17 protein-coding genes and 1 tRNA gene are annotated in these 22,661 nt (G+C 68.3%); 8 read left to right on the forward strand and 10 right to left on the reverse strand.

Features of this window, described 5'->3' with window-relative positions:
* Positions 1 to 19 precede the first annotated feature (19 nt).
* The 3 genes from ACWF99_RS30170 to ACWF99_RS30180 all read right to left on the reverse strand — a co-directional run bounded on the left by ACWF99_RS30170 (position 20) and on the right by ACWF99_RS30180 (position 2,232).
* Entirely contained in the window at positions 20 to 826 is an 807-nt protein-coding gene (locus tag ACWF99_RS30170) for an alpha/beta fold hydrolase (RefSeq protein WP_452538035.1), read from the reverse strand.
* A gap of 27 nt (positions 827 to 853) precedes the next feature.
* Complete coding sequence (locus ACWF99_RS30175) at positions 854 to 1,702, reverse strand: hypothetical protein (RefSeq protein WP_452538036.1); 849 nt, start codon at positions 1,700 to 1,702, stop codon at positions 854 to 856.
* Positions 1,703 to 1,767: 65 nt separating this feature from the next.
* On the reverse strand, positions 1,768 to 2,232 hold the full coding sequence (locus ACWF99_RS30180; protein WP_452538037.1) for a MarR family winged helix-turn-helix transcriptional regulator: 465 nt from the start codon (positions 2,230 to 2,232) through the stop codon (positions 1,768 to 1,770).
* Between the two features lie 71 nt (positions 2,233 to 2,303).
* Between ACWF99_RS30180 and ACWF99_RS30185 the strand changes: the two genes are divergently transcribed.
* Together ACWF99_RS30185 and ACWF99_RS30190 are read left to right on the forward strand one after the other, a co-directional pair.
* The gene (locus ACWF99_RS30185) at positions 2,304 to 3,281 is read left to right on the forward strand and encodes a pirin family protein (RefSeq protein WP_378629850.1); all 978 of its coding nucleotides are present in this window, start codon (positions 2,304 to 2,306) and stop codon (positions 3,279 to 3,281) included.
* Positions 3,282 to 3,415: 134 nt separating this feature from the next.
* Positions 3,416 to 3,712, forward strand: coding sequence for an excalibur calcium-binding domain-containing protein (locus ACWF99_RS30190; protein WP_378629849.1), 297 nt, complete (start codon positions 3,416 to 3,418; stop codon positions 3,710 to 3,712).
* Positions 3,713 to 3,779: 67 nt separating this feature from the next.
* Here the strand turns inward: ACWF99_RS30190 and ACWF99_RS30195 are convergent, their stop codons facing one another.
* Positions 3,780 to 4,013, reverse strand: a complete 234-nt coding sequence (locus tag ACWF99_RS30195) for a DUF3618 domain-containing protein (RefSeq protein WP_378629848.1) — start codon at positions 4,011 to 4,013, stop codon at positions 3,780 to 3,782.
* A 75-nt stretch (positions 4,014 to 4,088) separates the two neighbouring features.
* On the opposite strand from ACWF99_RS30195, the gene bcp reads away from it, so the two are divergent.
* Entirely contained in the window at positions 4,089 to 4,562 is a 474-nt protein-coding gene (bcp, locus tag ACWF99_RS30200) for a thioredoxin-dependent thiol peroxidase (RefSeq protein WP_379225838.1), read from the forward strand.
* On the opposite strand, the gene ACWF99_RS30205 is transcribed toward bcp, so the two are convergent.
* Positions 4,559 to 5,284, reverse strand: coding sequence for a TetR/AcrR family transcriptional regulator (locus ACWF99_RS30205; RefSeq protein ID WP_378659566.1), 726 nt, complete (start codon positions 5,282 to 5,284; stop codon positions 4,559 to 4,561). The genes bcp and ACWF99_RS30205 overlap by 4 nt on opposite strands.
* Before the next feature lie 110 nt (positions 5,285 to 5,394).
* On the opposite strand from ACWF99_RS30205, the gene ACWF99_RS30210 reads away from it, so the two are divergent.
* Both ACWF99_RS30210 and ACWF99_RS30215 read left to right on the forward strand, forming a co-directional pair.
* Positions 5,395 to 6,357: an ATP-binding cassette domain-containing protein gene (locus ACWF99_RS30210; protein ID WP_378659569.1), complete on the forward strand. Its 963-nt coding sequence runs from the start codon at positions 5,395 to 5,397 to the stop codon at positions 6,355 to 6,357.
* Positions 6,354 to 7,121 (forward strand): ABC transporter permease, encoded by a 768-nt coding sequence (locus tag ACWF99_RS30215; RefSeq protein WP_452538038.1) that lies wholly within the window; start codon positions 6,354 to 6,356, stop codon positions 7,119 to 7,121. The genes ACWF99_RS30210 and ACWF99_RS30215 overlap by 4 nt, the downstream gene beginning before the upstream one ends.
* 48 nt (positions 7,122 to 7,169) lie before the next feature.
* On the opposite strand, the gene ACWF99_RS30220 is transcribed toward ACWF99_RS30215, so the two are convergent.
* Positions 7,170 to 8,390: a hypothetical protein gene (locus ACWF99_RS30220; protein WP_378629838.1), complete on the reverse strand. Its 1,221-nt coding sequence runs from the start codon at positions 8,388 to 8,390 to the stop codon at positions 7,170 to 7,172.
* Positions 8,391 to 8,709: 319 nt separating this feature from the next.
* Here ACWF99_RS30220 and ACWF99_RS30225 point away from each other — a divergent pair, with 319 nt between their 5' ends.
* Positions 8,710 to 9,330: a TetR family transcriptional regulator gene (locus ACWF99_RS30225; RefSeq protein WP_378630031.1), complete on the forward strand. Its 621-nt coding sequence runs from the start codon at positions 8,710 to 8,712 to the stop codon at positions 9,328 to 9,330.
* 13 nt (positions 9,331 to 9,343) lie between these two features.
* On the opposite strand, the gene acpS is transcribed toward ACWF99_RS30225, so the two are convergent.
* Both acpS and ACWF99_RS30235 read right to left on the reverse strand, forming a co-directional pair.
* The gene (acpS, locus tag ACWF99_RS30230) at positions 9,344 to 9,772 is read right to left on the reverse strand and encodes a holo-ACP synthase AcpS (RefSeq protein ID WP_378629835.1); all 429 of its coding nucleotides are present in this window, start codon (positions 9,770 to 9,772) and stop codon (positions 9,344 to 9,346) included.
* Positions 9,773 to 9,783: 11 nt separating this feature from the next.
* Entirely contained in the window at positions 9,784 to 19,110 is a 9,327-nt protein-coding gene (locus tag ACWF99_RS30235) for a fatty acid synthase subunit beta domain-containing protein (protein ID WP_452538039.1), read from the reverse strand.
* Positions 19,111 to 19,483: 373 nt separating this feature from the next.
* Here ACWF99_RS30235 and ACWF99_RS30240 point away from each other — a divergent pair.
* A tRNA-Leu gene (locus tag ACWF99_RS30240) sits at positions 19,484 to 19,565 on the forward strand.
* A 143-nt stretch (positions 19,566 to 19,708) separates the two neighbouring features.
* On the opposite strand, the gene ACWF99_RS30245 is transcribed toward ACWF99_RS30240, so the two are convergent.
* The gene (locus tag ACWF99_RS30245) at positions 19,709 to 20,422 is read right to left on the reverse strand and encodes a TetR/AcrR family transcriptional regulator (protein WP_452538040.1); all 714 of its coding nucleotides are present in this window, start codon (positions 20,420 to 20,422) and stop codon (positions 19,709 to 19,711) included.
* Between the two features lie 47 nt (positions 20,423 to 20,469).
* Positions 20,470 to 21,501, reverse strand: a complete 1,032-nt coding sequence (locus tag ACWF99_RS30250) for an MCE family protein (RefSeq protein ID WP_452538098.1) — start codon at positions 21,499 to 21,501, stop codon at positions 20,470 to 20,472.
* Between the two features lie 90 nt (positions 21,502 to 21,591).
* On the opposite strand from ACWF99_RS30250, the gene ACWF99_RS30255 reads away from it, so the two are divergent.
* Positions 21,592 to 22,593 carry an oxygenase MpaB family protein gene (locus ACWF99_RS30255; protein WP_452538041.1) on the forward strand — a complete coding sequence of 334 codons (1,002 nt, stop codon included), beginning with the start codon at positions 21,592 to 21,594 and terminating at the stop codon, positions 22,591 to 22,593.
* The last annotated feature ends 68 nt before the right edge of the window (positions 22,594 to 22,661 follow it).

Genomic DNA, 22,661 nt, shown 5'->3' on the forward strand with positions numbered 1-22,661 from the left:
GATCCTTGTGAGTGGTGAATCAGCGAGCAGCGGAGAGGAATTCGATCAGGATGCGGTTGACCTCATCGGGCCGCTCCAGATACCCGTAGTGCCCACACCGTTCGATCTCGGCATAGGTGGCCGTCGGGATCGCTTCGGCGACCTCCCGGCAGAACCGCGGCGGCACCATCTGATCATCGGCGAACCCCACCACCAAGCTCGGCACCGAGATCCCCCGATAGGCCTGCCGCCGGTCCTGCGACCGATCCATTCCCGCTTGCGCCCGGGTGCCGGGAGTTCCCTTCCCCGAGGTGAATTCGAAGATATCGAGCCACTCCTGCGCCTTGGCCGGATCGGCCAGGGTGTGTGGCGACAGATTGATCATCGCCTTGACTGCGGCCGCGTATTCCGGCGGCAGCTGAATCCCCTTGTCGAACAACGCCTGCTCGCCCTTGCTGAGGGTGCTCGTCACCGGATGCGGACGCGCGGTGGCGGCGAACATGACCGCCCGGCGCAGCAACTCCGGCCGAGCCAGCGCGAGTTCGGCGACGATCCGCGACCCCATCGAGGTGCCGACCACATGCGCCGGCTCCCCGAGGTGCTCGATCAGCGCGGCGGTATCACCGACCAGCTGCGCCATGGTGATCCCCGCAGCGGACTCCGATGACGGCGCGATCCCCCGATTGTCGACAGTGGCGACGGTGAACCCCGCCTTGACCAGGGCAGGCACCTGATAGGTGCGCCAGACACGTCCAGGACTCCCGCTACCCATCACGAGCAGGACAAGCGGTCCCGAACCGGTGACGTCGTAGCTGAGCTGGATGCCGTTGAGCGAGGCGATGGGCATATCTCAACGTACCGCCACGCAACCGCCTCAGTTCACCGCGGCGAAGTAGGCGGTGCGAACGGCGACAATCGCGGGAGCGGGGAAGTCGGGTGCGCCGGATCCGAGTGGCCCGATCTTCACCAGCCAGGTGCTGGTCGAGGTGTCGATGGCGGTGCGGGCGGTGGACGGCTGGAGAACGACGTCGTTGCCGCCGTCGCAGGAGTAGGCCCCGACCAGACCGTCGGAGCGACCGCCCCAGGCGCCGCCGACGCGGATGCGGCAGTGGCGGCCGTCGGCCAGTTCGAGTGCCCACGGCTCGGGCGACGCGGTTTCGCCGATATCGGCGACCGGTGGGTCGACGGTATACCGGCGCAGTCCGCGCTGCCATGGATCGTTCGCGCACAGCAGGGATGCCTTGTCGGGGGCCGCCCAGCACACGTTGGCCGAGTCGGCGGACGCACCGCATTCGTAGACGCCCGCGGTGGTGGCCGAGCGGCTCGGCGACATGTGGGAGCAGTCGAGGACGCCGACCGGCGTGGGGTCGGTCAAGGTGAAACCGTTGACCGGCTGACCCGCGGCGTCGACGGCGACCAGCGAGACGACATCGGTCGCGACCGGTGGCCGGGGCGCGATGGTGCCGGGGAGGCTGCTCGGTGCGCCCTGACCGGTCGGGCGAGGGCCCGGCGTCGTCGGGTCGACGGTGATCACCGGCGGCTGAACCGGGGCGGTCGTCGGACCGCCCGTGCCGGGCAGTTCGGTGGCGGGCACACCCGAACCCCACGAGCCACCTCGGGCGGTCGTCGTCGCCGGTTGCGCGGTGCCGTCTTCGGTCGAGCATCCCGCGACCGACAACGCACACAGCATGCCCATTGACACGATGAATCCGGCTGCCTTCATGCCACCACCCCTGCGTGCGAAGTTCGAGCCCTGTCTACTGCGCATCGGGTCGGTGGCCTGAATCGTTAACCGGCCGAATCGCTTCGGGCCTCACTCGCCGCGATCACCTTGCCCGCCAGCGAGCGGATCGCCGTGCTTTCCGCGTCGGTCATCCGGTCGACGAACAGCTCCCGCACCAATTCGACATGCTCGGGCGCGGCCTCGCGCAACACCGTGCGTCCGGCCTCGGTCAGCGACACGACGATTCCGCGCGCGTCGTCCTCGGCCTGCACTCGATCGACGAGTCCGCGAGCGGCCATCCGGGCCACATGCTTGGACAACCGGGACTTGTCCCAGCAGACCTGGGCGGCCAGCTCCTTGGCCCGCAGGCATCCGTCGGGCGCCGCCGACAGCGGGACCAGCAGCTCGTAGTCGGCCATCGACAGTCCGTATTCGCCCAGGCCCGCGGCCAGGACGGCGTCGAGTCGCTGACGCATGAGGATGTAGGACTGCCATGTCTGCTGCTCTTCTTCGGACAACCATCTGGGCACGGGAATGATTCTAGGACTCGGTTGGTTGACATGGAAACCAACTGCCTGTCGAAGCTCCCAGGAGGCACCCCATGCCAGCTATCACCGTCGACGACATCATGGTGCTGCCCCGGCTGCCCCGTCCCGATGTCACCGAGACCCAGCGACCGGTCCGCCAGATCGTCACCGCCGCGCGCCAGCAGGAGGGCGCCGGATTCGAGGTGACCCGGCCGTTCCCCAGCGTCGACCTGCGCTCGGCCGACCCGTTCATCCTGCTCGACCAGATGGGCCCGGTCGCCTACGAGCCGTATGCGGCCAAGGGCGCGCCGTGGCACCCGCACCGCGGCTTCGAAACCGTCACCTACATGCTCGACGGCACCATGGTCCACCACGATTCCCAAGGTGGCGGCGGCGTCATCGGCGAGGGCGACACACAGTGGATGACCGCGGGCTCCGGCATGCTGCACGACGAACTGCCCGAGGAGAAGCTCGTCATCTCCGGCGGCACGTTCCACGGAATCCAGCTGTGGGTGAACCTGCCGCGGGCGAACAAATTCGCCACCCCGCGCTACCAGGACCTGCGAGCGAGCGAACTGACCCTGGTGAGCTCGCACGACGGCGGCGCGCTCGTGCGCGTCATCGCGGGTGAGTTCGCCGGTTTCTCCGGTCCCGGTTCCACCTACACCCCGATCGCCTACGCGCACGCCTCGCTCGTCCCCGGCGCCCAGCTGGAGACGCCGTGGCCGAAGGACTTCACCGCGATGGCCTATGTGCTGTCGGGCAGCGGCACGGTCGGCGTCGATCGCAGGCCGATCAGCGCCGGGCAGCTGGTGGTCTTCGGCAAGGGCGACGCCCTCACCCTGACCGCCGATCTCACCCAGCACAGCACCACCGGCGACCTCGAGGTCCTGCTACTCGGCGGAACTCCGTTGCGCGAACCGGTGATTCAATACGGGCCGTTCGTGATGAACACTCGGGAGGAAATCATCGAGGCGATGGAGGATTTCAACGCGGGTCGCATGGGCACCATCCCGGCCGAACACCTGACCGGGCGCAGACTGGGTGAATAACCGACCGAGACTCCCGGCGAATCCTCGGGTCGCGTGCGGTTGACAATCGGTCGCCCCGTCACAAAGGTGGACGGGGCTACCGGCCACATCGTGGCCGTGACCACACCCGAACCGCAGCAGACATAGAGGAATTCATGAACGTTCGTCGGCTCACCGTCAGCCTTGCCGCCGTAGGGCTCGCCCTGATCGCCGCTCCCGTCTCCCACGCCGACCCGGTATCGGGCTCGGCGGGCACCGGTTCGTCCAGCTTCGACTCCATCCTCGGCGCGACCGGCTCGGCCAACCTGGTCCAGTCCGGCTCGGCCGGTGGCGCGTTCCGCAGCTGCGACGACGCGATGGCCGCAGGACGCGCGCCGCTGTTCCGTGGCGAGCCGGGCTACTCGCCGCACCTCGATCCCGATGGCGACGGCCTGGCCTGCCCCACGCAGTAAAGACAGAAAAAACACCCGATGTGACTCGTTGGCACATCGGGTGTTTTTTGTTGTCCGGCCGGCTGATTCAGCGGCGGAAGATCTTGATCAGAACCAGGCCGGCCACGAGGGCGCCCGCTCCGATCAGCGTGTATTTGACCTTCGGCTCGTTCAACTTGGCGACCACCATCGTCTTGGTGTCTTCCGCGATCCGTTGCGGATCCGCGCGCACCGCCAGTTCGTCGAGCGTGGTCGCCAACCGGGTACGCGCGATCTCGATCTCGCGTTCGATCCGGTCGGTGTCGTCCTTGGCCACCGTCACCTCCAGGTATATGTCTGCTGCTCGTCACCGAGTCTATCCATGCGCCTGGCGGACCCGGTCGGTTACCGTGCGGTGGTGACCGACAACCATCGCCTCTCCCCCGGAGACACCGCCCCCGAATTCACGCTGCCCGACGCCGACGGCAAGGACGTGTCGCTGTCGGATTACCGCGGCCGCAAGGTGATCGTCTACTTCTACCCCGCCGCCAGCACCCCCGGCTGCACCAAGCAGGCCTGCGACTTCCGCGACAATCTGGCCGAGCTGGGCGGCGCGGGCCTCGAGGTGCTCGGCATCTCTCCCGACAAGCCCGCCAAGCTGGCCAAGTTCCGCGACAACGAGGGCCTGACCTTCCCGCTGCTCTCGGACCCCGAGCGCGAGGTGCTCAAAGAATGGGGCGCCTTCGGCGAGAAGATGATGTACGGCAAGACCGTGACGGGCGTGATCCGCTCGACGTTCGTGGTCGACGAGAAGGGCAAGATCGAGGTGGCCCAGTACAACGTCCGCGCCACCGGGCACGTCGCGAAGTTGCGCCGCGACCTGTCGGTCTAGTCGCCGAAGGTGGCGATGAAGACCTCGTAACCGTCGAGCAAACGGGCGAGGCCGAACTCGAAGTCGGCTCTCTCCCAGTCGATATCGTCATCGTCGAACGCGGCGTTGGAGAGGGCGGCCGACACCGAGGGGAAGCGCTGCGGGTCGAGCACCCTGGCCATCACCGAGGCGAAGTCGCCGCCCTCTTCCTCCTGGAGATCCCGGAGAAACCGCCGTTTACCGACCACGAACATCGACACGTTCATCACCAGCTGGAGCTTGATCGGCTCCGGCACGGCCGCCTCGGCGAGAACCTGCAGCGCGGTTTCGAGCCAGGCCATGTTGTTCGGCCCCATCGGCGGCCGGCTCAGCGGGATGTCCAACCACCACAGATGACGGCCGAGCCGCTCGAACTCGGCCAGCGCCCACTGCTCGAGACCGACCCGCCACGGCGTTCCCGCGGCGATCTCGGGCGGGGCCCCCACCACGCGATCCATCAGCAGGTCGACCAGCGTGTTCTTGCTGTCGACGTACCGGTACAGCGACATCGCGGTGAAGCCGAGCTGCTTGGCGACCCGATTCATCGACAGCGCCGCGAAACCCTCCGCATCGGCCACTTCGGTCGCGGCGTCGAGGATCTGATCCAGGGTGAGCCCGCGCTTGGGCCCCCTGCCGCCGGGCTGCTCGCGCCCCCACATCAGCTCGACCGCTTTCGGTAGCGCCATGTCGCCGGACGTCGTCATCTGCCTCCTCTGCTCGTCTCGACTCTAACCCGCGCGCTCTTGCGCTCAAGAACTGTTTAGCCTATAAACTGTGTTTATTACATAAACAGTTTCTCGATCGGAGAGAACTCATGACATCCCCACCACCGCCCGCCCTCTCGATCCGCCGGCTGCACAAGACCTACGGCTCCCACGTCGTCTTGGACGACCTCGACCTGGACATCACCGCGGGCACCGTCTTCGCCCTGCTCGGACCCAACGGTGCGGGCAAGACCACGCTGGTCCGCATCCTGGCCACGCTCAGCAGGCCCGATCGCGGCGACATCAGGCTCTTCGAACACGACCTGGCGCAAGCCCCCGATACGATCCGGCGCCTGATCGGCGTCACCGGTCAGTACGCCGCCGTTGACGGGGTCCTCACCGGCGCCGAGAACCTGCGCCTCACCGGCAGACTGCTGCACCTCGGCAAGGACGAGACCCGACGCCGTGGGGACGCACTGCTGGAACGGTTCGACCTCGTCGACGCCGCCGACAAGCCGGTCGCCTCCTACTCGGGTGGCATGCGGCGCAGGCTCGACCTCGCGATGAGCCTGATGGGCGAGCCACGCATGGTCTTCCTCGACGAACCCACCACCGGCCTCGATCCACGGAGCCGACGCGACCTGTGGTCCGCCATCAGGGAATTGGCGGCCGAGGGGACAACCATCCTGCTCACCACCCAGTACCTGGAGGAGGCCGATCAGCTCGCCGACCGGATCGCCGTACTCGACCACGGCCGGATCGTCGCCGACGGCACCCCGGCCGAACTCAAACGCCTCGTGCCGGGCGGGCACATCCTGTTCCGCTTCGCCGATCGCGGACTGCTGACCGCCGCGACCAACGCACTCGACACCGCGGCCGGTGCCCACCCCGATCCCGAACAGCTGACCCTGCAGGTGCCCTCGGACGGCAGCGCCGACGAGATCAAGCGGCTACTCGACCGTTTCGCCGAACTCGACATCGCGATCGAGCAGCTCACTGTCCACACCCCCGACCTCGACGACGTGTTCTTCGCGTTGACCGGTCAGCCCGGACGAACCGAGGTCGCGGCATGAACGCCACGCGCACACTGCAGGATTCGGCCACCATGCTGGACCGCAATATCCGCCACACCCTGCGCAGCCCCGACACCATGGTCATGACGGTCGTGCTGCCGGTGATGATCCTGCTGATGTTCGTGTTCGTCTTCGGTGGCGCCATGGACGTGGGTCCCGGCGCCTACATCGACTACGTGGTCCCCGGAATCATCCTGCTGTGTGCGAGCTTCGGGGCGTCCACCACGGCGCTCGCACTGTCCACCGACGTCGCCGAGGGCATCATCGACCGGTTCCGCACCATGGCCATCGCCCGATCGGCGGTACTCACCGGGCACGTCGCCGAGAGCGTGATCCGCAATCTGATCACCTCCGCGATCGTGATCGTCGTGGCGGTGGTGCTCGGTTTCCGCCCGACCACCGATCCACTGCGCTGGCTGGGTGTTTTCGGCGTGCTGGCGATGTTCGTGTTCGCGCTGTCGTGGTTGGCGGCCGCCTTGGGCCTGCTCGCCCCGAACCCGGAGGCGGCCAACGGCTTCACCTTCGTGTTCATGTTCCTGCCCTATGTGAGTTCGGCGTTCGTGCCGACCTCGTCGATGCCGACGTGGCTGCACTGGTACGCCGAGAATCAGCCGGTGACCCCGGTGATCGAGACGCTGCGCGGGTTGTTGATGGGCACACCGATCGGCGACAGCTGGGTGCTCGCGGTGCTGTGGTGTGCCGGTATCGGGCTTGTCGGGTACATCGCGGCGGGGGCGCTGTTCCGTCGACAGACCAACGTCTGAGAACACCGAAGGGGCAGCGCGTGCGCTGCCCCTTCGGTGTGGAGACGATCAGTCGGCGGACGCCGTGTGCGGACCGTCGGGCACGGGCGCCTGCGCGGGCTGCATCCCGAGCGGGATGCCGGTGCCGGGCAGGGTCGGTGCGGCGGCGGGAATCTGCGGAACCACGGGAACGGCGGGTTCGAGCGGAAGCGGGTCTTCCTGTGGCGCGTCCCCGTACAGCTGGGTCGGGTAGTCGAGCGGGAACTCGCCCGGGTTCACCAATTGCGGATTGGGCGACACGGTTTCGTACGGCGAAGTGGGCGATTCTTCCGCCGGGCTCACCTGCAACCCGCTACCGGAACCCACACCGCCGCTCGACCCGGACTCCACCGAGGCGGCTTCGTGTGTCTGGGGGGCTTGCGGAATGACCGGCGCCGACGCGGCACCGGGCTCCGACGACACGGCCGTGTTGTCGACCGCGGGCGGCCCGCTGTTGATCACCGCGTACGAACCACCCGCGACGAGCCCGCCCGCGAGCACACTCGCCGCCGCGGCGACCATCGCCGTCCCCCGCTTGGACCGCGACCCGGTCGAGATCGGCACCACGACCGTATCGCCGAGCGCCACCAGCGCGGCACCGGCGGCGGGCGCGAACGGCGCCAACCGGCACGGCAGCACCGGCACCCCGAATCCGGCGACCGCGTCGCGCACCGCGGGTGCGTCCGACGACGAGCCGACCAGCACCACCGCGGCCGGCTTCACCGACGCCGCCTCGAACTGATCCCACGCCGCCGACACACCGGCGCGCAATGCGTCGGGTGTGGGTGCGCCGGTCTGCGAGTAGGCGGCGAGCACACGGTGACGACCCTGGTCGATCAGTGTCATCGCCTGGTAGCCGGGCACCGCCTCGTAGACGAGCAGATTGTCGAACTCGTCGAGCCAGGTCATCGCGCCCGCGACGAACAGATGCGACGATTTCGCCGAAACCAGCGAGGCCGTGCGCCATTCCGTCTCCGCGAGGCGGGTCACGATCGCGCGCCGTTCGACGGCGTCGCGGTAACTCACTGCCACCCCGGCGATCTCGTGCTCGTCATCGAGCTCGGCCGCGATCGCGTCGAGGGCGGTGTGTACCGCTGCCGCCACTTCGGCCTTACCGTCTCCCTTGGCACGGACGGTGCGCCGCAGCAGCATCCGATCCGTGAGAGTGACGCCCGATTCGGCGAACGCCACCGCGTGCACGGCTCCCCGTTCGGTGCTGACGCCGAGGGTTACCACAGATCCTGCTGCCACAAGTCTTGCCTTCCCCTGTGCGAAACGGTGCGGGACGGGACCACGCAGGGTCCGTCACTTCGCGGTAGGTCTGGTGCGGCGTGAGCTGGCTAGCCGCGAATAGGCGTGCAGATAGACGCACACTTATCTGATGATTCGTCACCGGTCAGGGCATGGATGGGTCGGGATTTCGGCCAGTTGTTGACACGCTGTCGGTAGAGGCGTGTCGCGGATCTGTGTATACCGCTAGCCTGGATGGGTGGAAGTACACGCGCAGGCCCGGTCACCGCAGAGCCGTCCGGACCCTGCGCTGGAATTGCAGGACGACCCCCAGGAGTTGATGCCGCGCAAGCGGCCGACGCAGGAGCGCAGCAAGCGCAAATTCGACGCGCTGCTGGCGTCCTCGCGCGAGTTGCTGGTCGAAGTGGGTTTCGAGTCGTTCACCTGTGAAGAGGTCGCCCAGCGCGCCGAGGTGCCCATCGGCACGCTGTATCAGTTCTTCGCCAACAAGTACGTGATCGTCTGTGAACTCAATCGGCAAGACCTGGTTGCGGTTTCCCGCGAGCTGGCCGACTTCCACGGTGAAGTGCCCTCGCTGGACTGGTTGCGGCACATGAACCAGTTCGTCGACCACATGGCGAATCTGTGGACCACCGACCCGTCACGGCGCGAAGTGTGGCTGGCGATGCAGTCGACCCCGTCCACACGGGCGACAGGCGCGCTGCACGAAAAGGAATTCGCCGCGGTCGTCTCGCAGATGCTGCGGCCGCTGACACCGCGCACCCCACGCGCCCGGCGCACGATGATGGCCGAAGTGCTGGTGCACGTCGTGTATTCGATGCTGAATTTCTCGGTGCAGGAAAATCAGTCGAATACCGACGCGGTCGCCGAACTCAAGCGCCTCATGGTGGCGTATCTGCTGGTGGCGGAAAAAGAATCGCGAACCGCCGACGAAGAGTAGCGGTTCGCGATTTCTAGCCCCGGCCGTCGATCAGATCGGCCAGTTCGCCCGGATCCTCCAGCACCACCATCGCCGCGGCGGTATCACCGTCGTGGGTCAGGGAGAGGTGCACTCGGACGCGGGGCAGGAACTCCGCGGCGAGACCGTGGAGTTTGATGCTGGGCCTGCCCCACGCGTCGTTGACGACTTCGATGAGCGGATACGGGTTGTCGCCGATCTGCGGACTGCGGGCGAAACGAGACGATGCCCAGGCTTTGAGCACCGCCTCCTTCGCGGCCCAGCGTGCGGCGAAGCTGCGGGCCGGGTCGGTCTGCTTGCTCTGGCAGTAGCGACGCTCACCAGCGGTGAATGTCTCCCTGAGCATGGTCGACCCGGGCCGTTGCAGCTGTTCGGCGAACTCGGAGATGGTCACCAAGTCCAAGCCGATACCGAGAATCGTCACGAAGCGGCAGCCTACGACGCTTCGGTCGGCTGCGGGGTGATTTGCCCGGTGCCGCAACCCCATCCGCTCGCGCTGTAGACGCCGTCGCTGTCCAGCCGCGCCTGCGGCGAGAGCAGCATGTCGGCCTCGAGCTGACGGATCTGCTTGGCCGGCGTGCCGTCGGCGCCCAGTCGGCGATCGGCCGGCTTCTCGTACAGTGCCGACCCGCCGCACATGGCCTCGGCGAACCGCTGCCTGCCCGCGAGCTGACGCGTCTGCGCCCGCTCCTGGTACTCCGCCCGCGCGGCCGGTTCGATCGCGGCCAGGAACGCCTGCGGATGCACCACCGCGAGCAGGCCGGACACGTGACCGAAGCCGAGCGAGGTCACCAGACCCGCCTTCAGCGCGAACTTCTCGCCGAAGCGCAGCGGCTCACGCGCCCACACCAGGTGCGGGTAGCCCGCCATCTTCTCGTCGACGCAGTCCAGGCTCCGGTTCGGCGGCACCACACCGTTTTCCAGCACCTGGCACAGGCCGATGAGCTGGAACGCCGCCGCGCCGCCCTTGGCGTGCCCGGTGAGGCTCTTCTGCGAGACCACGAACAGCGGTGCGCCCTCGGTGCGACCCAGCGCGCCCGCCAGCCGCTCGTGCAGCTCCGACTCGTTGGGGTCGTTGGCCGCGGTGGAGGTGTCGTGCTTGGAGATCACCGCGATGTCGTCGGGGGTCACGCCGAGCTTGCGCAGTTCGGCCGCCAGTCGCGACTCGCGCCCGCCTCGCCCCGCACCCAGCGCACCGAGACCCGGTGCCGGGATGGAGGTGTGCACGCCGTCGGCGAAGGACTGGGCGAAGGCGACGACGCCCAGCACCGGCAGACCCATCTCCACGGCCACGTCACCACGGGCCAGCAGCACGGTGCCGCCACCCTGCGATTCGACGAACCCGCCGCGGCGACGATCGTTGGCGCGGGAGAAGTAGCGGTCGCTGATTCCCTTGGCGCGCATGCTCGCCGAGTCAGCGGTGGCCGACATGTCACCGAAGCCGACGATGCCTTCGATACCCAGATCGTCGAAGCCACCGGCGACCACGACCTCGGCCTTACCGAGCCGGATCTTGTCGACGCCTTCCTCGACCGAGACCGCCGCCGTGGCGCAGGCCGCGACCGGGTGCACCATGGCGCCGTAGCTGCCGACGTAGGACTGCACCACGTGCGCCAGTGCGACGTTGGGCAGCGCTTCTTGCAGGATGTCGTTCGGGCGTGGTTCGCCGAGCAGGTTGTCGACGTAGAGCGAGCGCATCGAAGACATGCCACCCATGCCGGTGCCCTGAGTGTTGGCCACCAGACTCGGGTGCACCCAGCTCATCAGCTCGTCGGGGCTGAAGCCCGCGCCGACGAACGCGTCGACGGTGCAGACGATGTTCCACAGCGCGACCCGGTCGATCGAGGCGGCCATGTCGGCCGAGACGCCCCAGATGGTGGGATCCCAGCCGGTCGGGATCTGACCGCCGACCACGCGCGACAGCTTCGCCTTGCGCGGCACCCGGATCTCGGTGCCCGCCTGACGGGTCACGGTCCAGTCGCTGGAATCGGCGACCGGCGCGATGACGGTGTGCTCGGGATCGGCGGTGTGGAAGGCGCGGGCCTCCGCCTCGCCGGCGACGGTGAACGACAGGTCCTGATCGAGGAACACCGAGGTGAGCAGCGGGGCCGCGTTGTCGAGCATGGCGCCGTCGTCTTCGTAGCGGCGCACACCGCAGCGTTCGACAACGGTGTCGTGGTACCGCTCCGCGACTTCCGATTCCGGCACGAAGTCACCGGATTCGGTGTCGTACCAGCCGGGCTTGGGTTCGTTCTCCCAGCGGATCAGACCGGTGGTCCAGGCCAGCTCGAGCACACCGGCGGCCGACAGTTCGTCTTCGACCTCCATCTCGAAGCGGGTGCGCGAGGAGCCGTAGGGCCCGAGCTCACCGGCGCCGACGATCACGACCATGTCGCTCAGCTCCGCGGTGACCGGGGCCCACTCCGGCACCGGCAGTGCCGAACTCAGGGTCGGCGGGGCGGGCAGAGCGGCGATCGTCGCGGCGGTGGCGGCTTCTTCGACCTTCTCGGCCGCGGCCTCCTGCGCCTGCTTGGCGAGCGCGGGCAGGTCGAGCTTGGCACGCGCCAGACCACCGGTGAGGTCGATCTGCTGCGGGCCGGTGATCGTCACCTGACGCGCGCGCGAGGTGCACCACTTGAGCAGTTCGTCGGCCATCTCGTCGGTCGACCAGGTGTGCACGCCCGCCTTCTCGACCGCCTCGACCATCGGGTCGTTGTGGCCCATCAGCCCGGTGCCGCGCACCCAGCCGATCAGCGCGTGCACCAGGGTGACGCGTTCGGCCCAGGACTTCTCGGCCTTCCACTTCAAGACCACCGCGTCGAGGGCGGCCTTGGACTCGCCGTACGCGCCGTCGCCGCCGAAGAGGCCACGGTTGGGCGAACCCGGCAGCACCACATGCAGTTTCGCGTCGACGTCGTGGTCGGCGCCGAGGGCGGACAGGCCGCCGATCAGCCGTTCCACCGACCACAGCAGCACGCGCATTTCCATTTCGGCGCGGGCGCCCGCGTCGGCGAGGTCTCCGGCGACACGCGGCGCCGCGAACGGCAGCAGCATCGTCGGGGTCATCGCGTCCTTGACCTTGATCTTGGCGCCGCCCGCGTTGTCGACCTGTTCGGTGCCGACCCATTCGATCAGCGCGTCGAGGTCCTGGTAGGAGGCCATGTTCGCCGGGACCACCCACAGCGCCGCGCCGTGGCGGGCGTTGTCGCGGTAGAGCGAGCGGTAGAACCGCAGCCGCTCGTCGTTGAGACCCGACGTGGTGACCACCACGGTCGCGCCGCCGGACAGGAGCTTGCCGGTGACCGCTGCCGCGATGGAGCCCTTGCTGGCGCCGGTGATCACGGCGAGGTCGTCGGACCACAGACCGGGCTCGGTGGTGTCGAGCGCGGCCTTCGCGATCTGCGCGTACACCCCGGCCAGCACCGAACGGGCCTCGTGCATGGCCCGCTGCCGCCACCAGTTCGCCTGGGCGGCCACGGCTTCACCCGCGCCGGCGAATCCGTCGATCGACTGTTCCGCGGTGGTGGCGTCGTCGCCGAGCCACATCTTCGCGAGATCCTCGCGGGCGGTGGCCCACCGGTCGTCGATGAGGACGGCCTTGCGGGCGTCGAACGCGGGGGCGACCAGACGCGGCCAGTCCGAACCCAATTCGGCCGAGACGAGGTCCGCGAGAGTGTCGGGAGTCGCCTCGGGAGCACTGATCTTCTCGCTGAGGCCGAGTTGTTCGAGCACCACCCGCGCCGCGGTGGCGAGCACGCCGTCGCGTCCGGTGATCTGCTCGGTGAACTCGCCGAGCGCCGCCGCGTCGACGGTGCCGCCTGCCGCGCCACCCGCCGAGGGCATCGAGACCGAGACACCGCGCCGTGCTGCCACGGCCTGCACGGCCGCGTCGATGGCGGCGTCGACCGAGGCGGCATCGCTGAGCGCACCACCGGCGAGACCGCCGAGGTCACCACCGCGCACGCTGGCGCCTTCACGGGTGCCGAGCGAGACCTCCGCGGTGACGTGGCTCGCCCAGCCGTCGCCGAGTTCCCAGACCTTCTTGACCCGGTCGGCGATGGCGGCGGGCCGCTTGCCCGATGGGCCGAAGACCTTGCGCAGGTGGTCGCCGATGGAGTCGGTGAGCACGCTGCCGAAGGGCTTGTAGGTGCGGGCCAGGCGTTCGACCGTGGCCGCCAACGCGCCCATGTCGGCGTCGGCAGCACCGTCGATGGCACCGAGGGACAGTTCGGCGCCGAGGTCGACGAGCAGCTGGTTGCGGCGCGAGGAGACGCCGTCGCAGAGCCCTTCGATGGTGTCGACCGGGCCGATCTGGTCCATCCGCAGCTTCGTCCACAGCGCGATGAGCACACGGGTGGCGTCGGCGGCGCTGAAGGCGATGTCGTCGGGTCGCGGGCCGCCGGTCGCCACCGGAGCGGCGGCGGCGACGGGTGCCGCCGCGGCCGGCGCGGCCGCGGCTTCGACCGGAGTCTCGTCGATGTCGTCGACCGGAGCCGGATCGGTATCGGTGGAGTAGACGACCGCCGCGTCACGTTCCACGTTGACGACCTCCACGGTCGCCCCGCCGAACGCGGGCAGCTTCAGCGTCTGCGAGGCCAGGTTCGCCACCGTCGGAGTGGCGCCGAGGCCGATTTCGACGAAGCGCTCGACGCCGAGACCGCCGTGCGCGGTATCGGTGAACAGCAGATCCTGGGTCTCGATCCAGCGCACCGGGCTGGCGAACTGCCAGGCCAGCAGCTCGATCAGCACTACGCGGCACAGCTCGGCATCGCGCGTGGCCCAGCTGTCGAAGTCGGCCAGCACGGCAACAAGCGGCTCCGAGGGCACGAGTTCGGCGATCTCGGCGAGGAACGCGCGGTCCAGGGAGAACGGGCGGGGCACCAGGTTCGGGATGTAGCGTCCGACCAGGACTTCCGGGTGCACCTCGGCGGGCAGCAGTTGTTCGAGCTTGTGCCGGAACTCCGGCACACCGTCGCGCAGCACCGAGGAGTGGAACGGCACGTCGATGCCGGGCACCAGGATGAAGGCCCGCTTGCCACCGTATTCGGCACGGCGGCGATCGATTTCGGTCTCGAGCGCTTCGAGCCCGGCGACCGTGCCCGCGATGGCGTACTGGGAGCCGCGCAGGTTCAGGTTCACCACCTCGAGGAATTCACCGGTCTGTTCGCCGATGCCGTTGACGAAGTCGATCACCTCGGCGTCGGGCAGCCCGATCTGCGACGGACGGATGGCGGCCATCCGGTAGTCGCTGCGGCCCTGCGCGTCACGCGGCACGAGCTCGTGCATGGCCGAGCCACGCTGGAACACCACCTCGAGCACGGCCTCCAGGGGCAGCACACCGGCGACGGCGGCGAGGGCGTTGTACTCGCCGACCGAGTGGCCGGCCAGCATCGCGCCTTCGACGAACGCGCCCGCTTCCCGCAACTCGGCGACCTGGGCGACACCGAGGGTGGCCATGGCGACCTGGGTGAACTGGGTCAGGTGCAGCACGCCGTCCGGGTGCCGGTGTTCGACGCCGCGCGCCTTGAGATAGGCCGGGTTGTCGCGCACCACCGCCAGGATCGAGAAACCGAGGGCGTCACGGGTGTGCGCGTCGGCACGCTCCCACACCCGCTTGGCCGCCTTCGAGCGGGTCAGCGCGTCCAGGCCCATCCCCTTGCGCTGGATGCCCTGGCCCGGGAAGGCGTACACGGTCTTCGGGGCGGCGGTGCGCCCGGTCGCGGTCATGACCAGGTCACCGTCGACGCGGCAGGAGACCTCGACGATCTCGGCGCCCGCGTCCACCGCGATCCGCTCCACCCGCACGTCCACGGTCGCGCCGGGGCGCACCATGCCGAGGAACCGGGTGGTCCATGCCGTGAGAGTGCGTGCGGGAACGGAGCTTTCGGGATCCACGGCGACCACCGCGTGCTGGGCGGCGGCCGAGAGCCACATGCCGTGCACGATCGGGCTGCCGAGGCCGGCCAGCTTGGCGGCGGCGTCGGAGGTGTGGATCGGATTGTGGTCACCGGAGACCGCGGCGAAGGCGTGCATGGCGCGCGGGGCGGCCATCTGCACGTCGCGGCGACGACGGCGCGGGGTGTCGGTGGCGGTGCCGGACACCGCACCGGCCGCACGCGGCGGATCGGTGAGCTCGCCCGCGCCGTTGCGGCCGCGGATGGCGAAGCGTTCGACGAGGCGGGCCAGCGGGGTGGCGTCGAGTCCCTGGTCCAGGATCAGGCCGATGTTCACCACGACCTCGACCACACGGCCCATGTCGGTGTCGACCACCGCGCCGCCTTCGGCGCGAACGACGAGAATGCTCGTCTCGGCGGGCAATTCGTTCAGCAGTTCGATCTGGTGATCGAGGTGGACCAGGTCGAGCATCCCCTCGATGACGCAGCCACCCACCGGGGTGCGGGCCGCGCCGAGCACCGCGAAGACCGCGGGCCAGCAGGCGCCGACCAGCACATCGGGGGCGGTGCGGCCGAGGGTGCTGAGGGTGTCGGGCAGGCCGGAGCCGGTGACACCGGCGTGGTCGGCGATCAGGTCCGGCATCCACGCCAGGTTGAGGTGTGCCACACCGGCTTTCACCTCGGGCAGTGACTTCCCGGCGGCGACGCCGAGCAGTGCCGACATCGCGGTTTCGGCGTCGGCGTCGGTGATCACCGGCGCGCCACCGGAGTACACGCTCGCGGGCACGGTGATGCGGATCCGCACGGAGTCGCGGGCCAGCGGCACCGACAGCTCCACGTAGCTGAATTCGCTTTCGGGACCGGTGGTTTCGGTCAGCGTGGCACCGGTGCTCTGATGCACCGCGCTCCCCTGCTCGACGGTCCACTCCGAGATGTCACCCAGGCGGTGCACCGGGTTGACGGTGGTGCGACCGGCCCACTGCACGTCGGGGGCGGCGAGCACGGTGTCGATCGCTCCCGCCACCACACCGGCGACGCGGCGCGCGTCCACCGGCTCGGGCACGACACCGGCCCTGACCAGGCTGTACGCGGTGTCCTGTTCGAAGCGGTCGAGCAGTTCGCCGACCGGCTCGTCCACGCGGGTGATGCCCGCGACGGCGACGGTGCCGGGAATGACGCACACCTGATCGGCCGAGTAGCGCGGATCATGGGCCTGCCACAGCGAATCCGAACGCCACCAGCGACGCACATCGGCATCGACGACGGGCACGAAGTTCACCGGCTTGCCCGGCGTCTTGCACAGGGAGACGAAGAACGGCACGTCTGCCGGGTGCAGCACGGTGTCCGCGACGGTCGGGTACTGCTTCTTCAGCTCGCACAACGCCTGCACCGGGTGCTCGAAGGCGTCGTCGTCGGCGAACAGGGTTTCGATCTCGCCGCGGTCGGCCGGGTTGAGCCGGGATTCGGTGCGGCGCATCATCTCCGCGAACCGGTCGCGCCAGCTGATGTCGAGCCAGTCCGAGCGGGTGGCGTCGCGGATCGCGTCGCCGATATCGCTGCCGCAGTCGAACGAGATCGGCACCTCGCTCGACACAGCCAGCGAGACGTAGCGTTCCAGCCACTGCTGGTAGGTCATGGTGGCGACGTCGCCGAAGTAGGGCTTGGCGGTGGCGTCGAGCGCCGCGATGATCTCGGCGCGACGGCTCGCCACGGCCTCGGCATCGCCCGCGACCTCGTCGAGCAGGCGGCCGGTGCGCGAGGCGGCGTTGTCGATCTCGTGGATGTCGGCGCCCAATTGGCTTCGTCCGGAGGCCATTCCGCCGCTGGCCGTGCCCGCACCGACCCAATCGGGGGTGCCGGGGGTGTCGACCAGCAGCTGCTTCACCGCGGGGGCGGTGGTGGCTTCCAGGGTCGCCATGGCCGCGGTGCCGACGAGCACGCCGTCGAGGGGCATCAGCGGGTAGCCGTAGCCGGTGGACCAGGTGCCCGTGAGGTAGTCGGTGGCGCGTTCGGGGGTGCCGATGCCGCCGCCGACGCAGATCACCACGTTGGCCTGGCCGCGCAGCTGGGCATACGTGGCCAGCAGCAGGTCGTCGAGGTCTTCCCAGGAATGGTGCCCGCCCGCTTTGCCGCCTTCGATGTGCATGATCACCGGGTAGTCCGGGACCGCGTCGGCGATGCGCAGCACGGCCTTGATCTGGGCGACGGTGCCCGGCTTGAACGCGACATGGCTGATGCCGGCCTCGGACAGCTCACCGATCAGGGCGACGGCCTCGTCGAGTTCGGGGATGCCCGCGGTGACGATCACGCCGTCGATCGGCGCACCCGCGGCCCGTGCCTTCTGCACCAGGCGCTTGCCGCCGAGCTGCAGCTTCCACAGGTAGGGGTCGAGGAACAGCGAATTGAACTGCACCGCGCGGCCCGGCTGCAGCAGCTGACGCAGCTCGGTCACCCGGTCGGCGAAGATCTGCTCGGTGACCTGTCCGCCACCGGCCAGCTCGGCCCAGTGGCCCGCATTGGCCGCGGCCGCGACGATTTTCGCGTCGACGGTGGTCGGGGTCATGCCGGCCAGCAGGATCGGCGAGCGACCGGTGAGCTTGGTGAACGCGGTCTCGACGACGATGCGGCCGTTGGGCAGACGCACCGGCTTCGGCGCGAACGCCGACCACGGCGTTGACGCCTCGGGCGCGGCGCCCGGGGTGAGCAGGCTGCGCTGACCGGCGCGGGTGGCGGCGGCGATCACACCGACACCGGTGCCCTTGAGCGAGCCGCCGGTCACCCGCGAGAGCAGGTCGCCGGGGCCAAGGTCGAGGATCCACTGCGCGCCCGCGTCGACCACGGCGTCGACGGTGGCGACCCAGTCGATCGGGTCGACGAGCACCTGCTGGGTCAGGGCGGCGGCGAGGTCGGCGTCGATCTCGCACTGACGGGCCCAGCCCGCGACCAGTTCGACGGTCTCGGCGAGTGCCGGGTGGTGGAAGGCGACGTCGACGGAGATGTCCTCGAACACGGGCGCGAAGACCGCGCCACCGCGGGCCTTGCTCTCGCGCTCACGGGTCTGCTCGTCGTGCAGCTGCGCGCAACGCGTGCGCACTCGATCGATCTGCGCGGGCGCACCCGAGAGCACGACGCGCCTGCGTCCGTTGCGGATCGACACGACCGCGGCGATCGCCGGGTCGACTCCTTCGGCCACCTCGGCGACGATCGCCCGCAGCTGTTCGGGGTCCACGTTCGACACCGCCACCATCGGCGAGCGCTCGCCCACCGGCATCAGTCCACGCCTGCGCGCGACGAGCCCGGCAGCGGCGCCGACGAGCTGGGCGATGGCCAGCAGTTCCGCGTCACGCGTGCCGCCCGCTTCGACCGCGGCGGCGGCGAACAGCCCCTGTGAGTGTCCGACGATCGCGACGGGCGCGTGCTCGGCCGGGTCGAGACCCTGCAAACGCAATGCCCTGGTCGCGGCCAGCTGGGCCAGCAGTACGCCGGGCATGGAGACGGCCACCGAGCGCAGCACCGACTCCGAGGGCGCCGAGGACGGCTCCTCCGGCTCGTCGAGCTCGCTCTCGAGCACCCAGCCCATCGGGTCGAAACCGCCGGGGCGCACCACCAGCAACTGTGTCGCAACCGGCTCGAGCAGCACGGCCGCGTCATTGACCAGCGCGGTCAGCTCGGGCTCCAGCGCGCTGTCGCGCCCGATCTCCTCGAGCTCGCGCAGCCACTGCGCACCCTGTCCACCGAACGCCAACGCGTATCCCGCCCCGGTGCGCAGCTGCTCCAGCAGCGCCGCGCGGACACCTCTCGCCTGGCCACGACCATTGGCGCTCGCGGTCGCTCCCATGCCGATTTCGGTGCTCTCGTTGATCGTCAAGACGCTCGACTTCCTTCTCCTGGCGTGTCGCCCACCGACGGCACGCACACGTTTCCGGCAGCCCCTCGGGCCTGTTGAGAGCCACAATCGCACAAAATCATGAGGAAAGCCTCACGTTTCCGGCCCGATAGCGGGCTACTCCCCAGTATTTCTGTACGTCCGTACCAAAATCTTCTGAAACATGATGCAGCCTCATGTTTGAACGCGCAGGTCCGGCCTGTTACCCGAGTTCTCAAACATGAGTGCCCCTCATATTGAGGGTTACCGAATCGTTATAACCCCAGGTCGTGTTACCCACGAGTACGCCACGCCGCCCCAACGCTTCGCGAAGCCCGATTCGCCCGGTAGAGTTTGGACGGTCGTACACATCCAAGCGCGAGTGGCGAAATTGGCAGACGCGCCAGATTTAGGTTCTGGTGTCCACGGACGTAGGGGTTCAAGTCCCCTCTCGCGCACAGATTTGTGGCATACGTGCCACTTTCGGACGCAGAGCGCGGTGAAGGCCGGCGATCGAGCCGGTCACCTCGCCCAGCCCCACTTCAGGAACGCATCCACGGCGACCGGCCGGCGCTGCTGCGCAAAGAGGTCGGCCGTTCAGTTACTCGGGGCGGTAGTTGGGGACAACGATGTCACGTACGGCATCGACCAGCCGGGGGGCGAGAAGTGCGAGGGTGGCTGCCTCGTGATCGGCGAGGTACTGGGTGATGAGTTCGATGCAGGCTGCCACGGCCACATGGCATTGCTCGATGGTCAATGGCGGCAGATCGGGTTCGTATCGGGCGCGGAATTCTTGCAATGTCGGCGCGGTGGCGGTGACGAACTCGTCGATCGCTTGGTTGCGCCGAAGTCGCACCCGCGGGCCCGCCCCGAGTGCTTCGAGGAAGAACATCCGGGTAGCCGCGGGCGCGAAGGCCATCACCAGCAACAAGCGTTGCGCGTACTCGATCATGGTCTCCGGCGTGACGATCACGTCCTCGGCACCGTCTCCCCCGACACCGGACTCGCCGACCAGTACTCCGACCGCCTGGTAGGCGTCGAGGAAGACGTCCTCCTTGTTGGCATACAGCTCGTAGAAGGTCTTGCGGGAGACGCCGGCACTGTTGGTGATGTCTTGCACCTTCGTCTGGGAATACCCGAGATCGGCGAACAGCTCGATCGCCGCGGCGACCACACGAGCACGCTGTGCTTCCCTGACGTCTTCGCGGGAGAGATCGTGCCGGTGCCGCGGCAGCGGCGTGGGGGTGGACCCGGAGAGCAACTGCAACACGATGGCGGCGGTCGTCGGCGAGACCGTGGCATCGGTACTGCGCATAGCGCCACAGTAGTCGGTGCTGCGGTGAGCGAACGGTGGCGTGATCATCACCGACATTCTGGTGAGTGCGCGCTTCCGCCGATCTGGCTGAATGTTCCACGGGGGAACAGCACGCCGTAGAGGGAGATGTCGACGCCGCACAGGTGACCGGTGGCGTGGGTGCCGTATTGGAAGGCTCCGCCGATGCCCGCCAGTACGGAGTTCAGATCCACTACCGCCTGGTCGAGTTTTGCGCCGTTGGTCAGCAGCAGCGTCAGTGCGAGGCTGGTGCTGTTCTGCGCCGATGCGATGCGTGGCTGGATGCGGCCGAGCATGGCGGACAACTCCGTGGTGCCATCGGCTATCTGGGCCGACGATGCCTGGAGGGCTTGCCCTTGCTCGGCGAGCCCGCCGATCAGCGCCCGGGTCTGGGTGACCAGCGTTTCGAGTTCGTCACCCCGTGCGGCCAGACCCGTCATCACCGACGACAGATTCGTGATGACGTCGGAGAGCACAGCGTCTCGACGCTGGAAGTCGCTGGCCAGGGTCGCGGCTTGAATGATGAACGCGCTCAACGACACCCCGTTACCCTGCAAAGCCTGAATCAGGGTCTCTGCCATGGCGTTGACCTGTTCCGGGGCCAGGGCCTGGAACAGTGGCTGAAATCCGTTGAGCAGCCCGGAGATATCGAACGACGGTTCGGTGCGATCGAGCGGGATGGATGCGCGATCACCCAGGGGTATACGGGCCCCCTCGGACTCCGTGCCCGGCGCCAGACCTACATACCGCTGCCCGATCAGGTTCTGGTAGAGCACCAACGCCTTGGTGTCGCTGTAGAGCGTCTGCTCGCGTTGCACGACGAAAGTAACCAGTGCTCGATTGTGTTCGTCGAGCCCGATGCGCACGACCTTACCGACCCGCACGCCCGCCATCCGTACGTCGTCGCCCTCGTGCAAACCCAAGACGTCGGAGAACGTCGCCGTATAGGTGCCCGTTTCACCTTTCACGTTGCGGGACAGGGTGTTCCATACAACTGCGGTCACAAGGATCGATGTCAGCGCGAAGACTGCGAAGCCGATCAGCGGCCTGCGGATGCTCACATCCACCACCTACCCAATCTAGAAACATGCTGTACTCTCATATAGAGAATCATTGCGTTTCTGATTGTGTTTGTCGAGAGGAGTGGCAACGTGGCCACGAACCACACCCAGCGCGCGACCCCGACCTGCGGGCACATCGCCGAGTCGGCCGGCCGAGCGGTGGAGCAGCAGTTTCATCTGGAGGTCCCGACTGCCCGAGTCGATGACGGCCTGTTCGGCCCGGATTCGGTGTCGTGGAAGGTGTGGTCGCACCCGGCCGTGATCCCCGGCGTCATGCGCTCGTTCGTGCTCGACATGGTCGCCAGCCCGCACGGCGCCGCCGCACTCGAGGAGCACAGCCGCTACCGGGAAGATCCCCTGGGACGCCTCAACCGGACCATGTACTACTTCCTGACCGTCGTATTCGCCGATACCGACACCGTCGCGAAGGCCAATCTCCGTCTCGACCGGCTACATGCCCGCATCGTCGGCACCGAACCCATGACCGGAAACCGATACAGCGCCCTCGACCCGTACCTGCAACTGGGCAACCACATGCTCAGCTGGCACTCGGTCTACTACGCCTACCAAACGTTGGTCGGAGGACTCACCCCCGAGGATGCCGATCGCTACTTCCGAGAAGCAGCGATTGCTTTCGAAACCCTCGGCGTCGACGAGGACGCCCTGCGCGCCTCCGCCGCCGAGCACGGACTCTCTGCCGACGCCCTCGATCTCGATCACCTCCCCGCCAGTCGCGAGGAATACCGCAGGCTATGGGCGGCTTCCCGCCACCTGATCTGCGTCAACGCCCAGACCCGCGGCGCGCTCGATGCCATCCTGCATCCACGCGCCCTCGACGGCAGCCTCACCAAAGCTTCCCTGTTCCAGGCGTACCCCGTCCTCGCCCGCGTCGGCCTCGCCCTCATTCCACGGCACATCCGCGCCACCTGCGGTTTACCCACCTCCCCCGCCGCCGATGCCGTCGCCCTCACCGCCGGACGCGCTACCACCGCGCTGCTGCACCGCACCGGCACCTATTCCGAAGTCCTGCAACGCCTGAGCCCCCAGGGTTATCAGATTCAAACCGCTGCGCTCCGAGACGGACACCGATAGCCACCACGCTCGGTATGCGTTGAGCTTCTGGGCCTTCCATGGTCGTCCCGTGCGCTAGGCGACCGATG

The sequence above is a fragment of the Nocardia sp. NPDC055002 genome (assembly GCF_053608825.1).